The following is a 5,880-nucleotide window of genomic DNA, read 5'->3' on the forward strand; positions in this document are numbered from 1 at the left end:
GCGTCGATGCCGTCCTTCGCCGTCATCACCTCGAACTCATGGCGCTCCAGCACGCGGCCGGTCACCTTGCGCATGGTGATCGAATCGTCGACCACCATCACCAGCGGCTTCACGCGCACCTCGTCCTGCTTGCGCGGGGCCTGCGGGATCGCTGCCTCGGCTTCGAACGCGCGGCGGGCCACGCCGTGGCGCACCAGCGGGGCGAGGTCGAGAATCATGAGCACCGAACCGTCGCCTATGATCGTCGCACCGAGGATGCCCGGCACCGAGCTGACCTGCGGACCGACCGGCTTGACCACGATTTCGCGCGAACCCAGCACGGCATCCACGCGGATGGCGGCACGCAGGTCGCCCGAGCGGGCCAGCAGGAGCGGGATATCGCCCTCGTCCGGCGAACCGATGACATGCACGCCCAACAGCTGCGGCAGGTCGTGGATCGCGTAATCCTCACCGGCATACTCGAACAGCGGATCGCTGTCGGCCATGCGATGGGCGAGCTCGTTCGGCTCGACCTTGGCCACGCCATGCACCGAGGTCATCGGGATCGCGAAGTTGGTTTCGCCGATACGCACGATCAGGGCCTGGGTCACCGCAAGGGTGAACGGCAGGCGCATCACGAAGGTCGTACCGGTGCCACGCTGCGACTCGATCGCGAGGGTGCCGCCGAGCTGCTTGATCTCGTTGGCGACCACGTCCATGCCGACGCCGCGGCCGGCCACCTGGGTGACCTTCTCCGCGGTGGAGAAGCCCGGCACCTGGGTGAGCTGGTAGATCTGGTCGTCGGACACGCGGGCATCCGGGCGCAACAGGCCGCGCTCGATCGCCTTCTCGCGGATCGCATCACGATCCATGCCGGCACCGTCGTCCGAGAGGCGCACCACCACTTCCGTCGCTTCACGGGCGACCTGGATGCGGACGGTGCCTTCCGGGTTCTTGCCTGCGTCTTCGCGAGCCTGCGGTGCTTCGATGCCGTGGGCGACCGCGTTGCGCAGCATGTGCTCGAACGGCGCCTTGATGCGGTCGAGCATGTTGCGGTCCATTTCGCCGTTGGCGCCCTCCACCACCAGCTGGGCGCGCTTGCCCACGTCGGAGGCGGCCTGGCGCAGCGTGCGGCGAAGGTTCGGCACCATCGCATCGAACGGCAACATGCGCGTCTGCATGAGGCCTTCCTGGAGCTCCGCGTTGACCTTCTGCTGCTGCAACAGCAGCGTTTCGGTCTGGCGGGTCAGGTCGTCCAGCATGGTCTGCAGGGACACAAGGTCGGATACCGACTCGGCCAGCGCACGCGAGTACTGCTGGAGCTGCGAGAACCGATCGAGTTCGAGCGGATCGAACGTCGCCGCGGTATCGCGGTGCTCCTGGTGGTAGCGCGCGATGATCTGCGTTTCCGTTTCGATTTCCAGCATGCGCAGCTGGCTGCGCAGGCGGCTGACCGTCTGCTCGTGCTCGGTCAGCGTCGAGCGGAAGCTTGCCGTCTGCTGTTCCAGGCGCGAGCGGTAGATCGACACTTCGCCCGCATGGTTCACCAGCGTATCGAGCATGTCCGCGCGGACGCGGATCTGCTCCTGCGACGCGCGCTGGATCTCTTCCTCTTCCATTTCCGGAAGCAGGTCGGGCAGGACGCGGTCGAGGACCGGGATCGGCTCGGGCTGCGGGGCCGGCGGCGTCCACGCCTCCGGCTGGGCCGCGGCCTCGCGCTCCTCGCGGTAGCTTTCCGCGGTGAGCGTATCTGGCGCGATCGGGGCGCCGGCCAGGCGTGCGAACGGCTCGATGTCGGCTTCGTTGAGCGTGATCGGCTGGTGCCTGGCGATGGCAAGGATCATGCGATGCAGGCGGTCGAAGCCGCTTTCCATCGCTTCGATCGCGGGGCCATCGCTCTCGCGCTGACCACCGGCCACGGCATCGAGCAGCGCTTCCATCGCGTGGGCGAAATCGCCCACGGTGGCCAGCCCGGCCATGCGCGCGCTGCCCTTCAGCGTGTGCAGGTCGCGCTGGAGCGCGGCCACGTGCTCACCCTGCTGCGGCTCCGCGCGCCATGCGGCGAGCGAGGCATCGGCATGATCGAGGATCTCCCGGCCTTCTTCCACGAACACTTCGAGCAGGTCGGGGTCGATGTCGGCGTACGGCGAGAGCTCGGGCACCAGTGCCGGCGCTTCGGCTTCGACAGGCGTGTGCACGGGCTCGGCGACGGGCTCGTGCGACTGGTCTTCGATGGTGACCGGGATGTCTTCCGGAGCCGGTTCGGTGGTCGCTTCGGATTCCGGGGTCGCGGCCTCGAAATCGCGCGCGAAGCGCGCTCCCACAAGGGCGTCGTCGGCCTCGAGCGATTCGGCTACCGGTTCGTCCTCGAGGACGCCATCGTCCGTGTGCAGCACGTCGCCGTCGTGGGACATCGGCTGCGGCAGGTCTGTTTCGGCAGTGAAATCAGCGCCGGTCTCCGCGGCTGGCTCTGCGTCTGCTTCAGTTGCCGCTTCGGCCTCGGTTTCGGTGCCGGCTTCGGCGTTGGCTTCGGCTTCGCCGATGAGTGCGCGCCAGGCGGCCTCTTCGTTCGCGTCGTAGTTCGCGGCCGGCGTGACGTTGACCGGCGTGACATCGACCGGCGGCGGTTCGACGGCGAAACCTTCGAGCGAAGCCAGCAGCTCCGCGGTGAGGTCGTGCTCGCCTTCGCCCAGGTCGATCGGGCTCAGCTCGATCGGCGTAAGTTCCGCATCAAGGGCGATGGGCTCGTCAGGCGTGCCCTGCAGGTCGGCCTCGTCGAGCGACGCGTACGTCGGCTCCACGAGCGGTTCCGCCACCGGCTCATCGGCCTGTGCAGGCGTGACCACCGCATCCAGGTCGGCGAGCTCACCGGCCAGCATGGCTTCCAGTTCCGCCTCGAGCGAGTCGTTGCCCGCGTCAGCCGGCACGACATCGTCGGCCGGGTGCGCATGGGCAGCTTCGCCGGCGGCATCGCTCGCGAGGTGGGCTTCGGCTTCGCGGACCTCGGCATCGAAGCGGACATCTTCGTTGATGAACGCATCGAGCTCGGCCTCGTCCAGCGCCGAAAGCGGCTCCGCGGCCGGTGTGACCACCTCCGGTTCGTCGAACGCGGCCACCGTGGGCTCATCCACGTAGGCCTCATCGGCGACGGCTTCGTCCGCTTCCGGCTCGTCGGCGACCCGTTCTTCCACGACCGGGGCATCGACCGCCTGCGCGTGGTGCGCCGGCTGTTCGTCGTCCAGCGGCAGCGGATCGGGTTCGTACAGGATGTGCGCAACCGTCGCTTCCGGCTGCTCATCGCGCAGGGCGATGATCTGGGCCGCCAGCGCGGAAACATCGGGCACGCGCGGATCTTCGGTGTCGAAGAGCTCCATCACGTGGTCGACAAGGTCGGCAGCGTCGGTGAGCGCATCCACGCCCGCAGGGCGCAGCGGCACGCCGCTGGCGCGGACGCGCTTGATCAGGCCTTCGAGCGGCGCCAGCACCTGGATCAGCACCGGGATGTCGACCATGCCGATCGCGCCATGCAGCGTATGCACGGCGCGCAGCAGGCCATCGTCCACCGGCAGCTCGCCGTCGCCGGCACGTGCCAGGTTCGCGCGGATCACGTTGAGGTACTGCGCCACTTCCGTGCGCAGGATATCGAGCAGCACGGCATCGACCGGCGGCAACGGCGGCGCAACGTAGATCGGCTCCTCGGCCGGTACCGGCTCGGGCTCGACCGGCGCGGCGTGGCCATAGCCCGCGAAAGCGGCCGTCGGCACGGCGGCGATGGTGTCGCGCAGGACACGGCGCTTCACCTTGGTGCGGACCTTCTGCACCGAGTTGCGCGCCACCTCTTCCACGAACGCCATGTCGCCCATGGCGAGGCGGTCGGCGGTTTCCATGATCGCGGCGATCGGCGCCGTGACGTGGGTATCGCCTTCCAGCGCGGCCTTGAGCTGCGGCAACGCCTCGACCGCGTGGCCGACCAGCGCCTGCACGCCTTCGTGCGGCGTGATCGAGCCATCGAGCACGCGGTTGAGCATGTTCTCGACCTTCCAGGCGAACTCGCCCAGGAGGCGGGCACCGACCAGGCGGCCGGAACCCTTCAGGGTGTGGAACGAACGGCGGATCGGGATCAACGCATCCGCGCGCTCCGGATCCGGCAGCCATGCCGCCAGGGCCTTGCGCAGGTTGTCGATCTCTTCCTGGGTCTCTTCCAGGAAGATCTCGCGGATCTCGTCGTCGATGCCGTCGACCGTGATCTGGAAGCCCCCGAAGTCGGCCACGCCAGCGGCGCCGCCCACTTCCTGTTCGATCTCTTCCTCGATCTCCACCCAGTCCTCATCGGGAGCGGTGGTTTCCGCGGCAACCGGCGCGGCCGGCTCTTCCGCGGCCACGGGCGGTTCGTCGACGAGGTCGAAGGTGTCGGCGAAACTGGACACCGCTTCGCCGGCGTCCTCGCTGCTCGCCGGCACGGCGATGTGTTCGACCGCTTCCGCCTCGATCTGGTCCAGTGCTTCGCTGCCGAGTGCTTCGCCTTCCTCGTCGACCGGCACGGGCCAGTAGCCGAGCTCGGAGAGGCTCTGCTGGGTGACATCAAGGATGTGATCCAGGCCACCGCGGTGTTCGCGCGCCGCTTCCAGGTAGTACTCGAGCGCAGCGACCGCGTCGGCCAGGCGATCCATCTGCGCGCCGTTCGGCACGCGGCGGTCGCCGAGCAGTTCGCGGTGGATGAACAGGCCGATGCCATCGGCGAGGTCGCCGGGGCGCGGGGCGCCCAGCATGCGCATGGCGCCGCCGATCTCGGCCATCAACTCCGGCGTACCGGCGAGCTGGTCGTGATTCCATTGCGATTCGACGAAGGCGACGATCGCGTCCTTTACCTTCGACGTGTTCGCCGTGGCCTCGCGCATCAGCGCGGTGAGGATATGGCGGGCCTCGCTGCGCGGCAGCGGCGACGGGCCGCTGTCGGAGATCGGGGTCTCGCCTTCGGCGCCGAGGCGCTCGATGTGGTCATCCAGCGAGGCTTCGACGTAGAGCAGCGCGCCGGCGACATCCAGCAGCGATTCTTCATCCGGCGCGCGGGTACCGCTGGCAATCTCGCCCAGGATCCGGCGCTGCTCGCCCACGACGCGGCGTGGCACGCCGAGCGCGAGCATGCCCAGCGTGTCACCCACGCGGTCGAGCACGTCGGCCTGCGGGCCCAGCTGGCCCGGGTCGCCGTCGGGACGGCGCAGGAACAGGTCGAGCGATTCCTTCACACGCAGCAGGTCTTCCTTGATCGCGGCCGAGACCGTATCGAGGAGCGCCCGGTTGTGGCCCGACATGGAGCCACGCGCGTGTTCCACTTCCGCGGCGCGCGGCAGCAGGCCATCCAGGCGATAGGCCTGGCGCAGTTCATCGATGCGTTCGCTGCCGGCCTTGGCCTGGGCGACGTAATAGAGGAGCTTGCGGGCCAGCTCATCGGAATCGCCCGTGAGCATGGCCTCTTCGCCGCCATCCACGAGTTCGCGGATCGAGCGGTCGACGCGGCCGATCAGCTGGCGCACGTCCTTTTCGTGGGCGCGCAGCACGCCACGCTCCAGGCCTTCCAGCACGCCCGCGGCAATCCACCACAGGCGACGGCCCGCAATGGTGTAACAACGCGCGGCGATGCTATCCAGCGTGGCACGCATGCCGAGCAGCTGGCGTTCGTTGCCCTGCCCACGGAACCAGGCAAGCAGCTGCTGCTGGAAACGCGCGCGCAGTTCGGGCAGTTCGCCACGGTGCGCCTCGGCCACGGCCGGATCGGCCGCGCCCGGCACGCCAAGCGGCAGCGAGGCATCCAGGTTGGGGGTGAACAGCGCGGATTCATCCAGCGACTGTTCGCCACGGCTCGCACGCAGGTCATTCAGCAGCGGCAGCAGCACGATGGGC

At 68.7% G+C, this 5,880-nt stretch carries 1 protein-coding gene; it reads right to left on the bottom strand.

Annotated features, from left to right (window positions below; translation table 11 throughout):
- Positions 1–5,880, bottom strand: a 5,880-nt coding sequence (locus ACTHLF_RS07905) for an Hpt domain-containing protein (RefSeq protein ID WP_440326360.1), incomplete at both ends; no start/stop codon positions are given.

The organism is Luteibacter sp. (assembly GCF_051958795.1).
Classification (GTDB): Bacteria; Pseudomonadota; Gammaproteobacteria; order Xanthomonadales; family Rhodanobacteraceae; genus Luteibacter.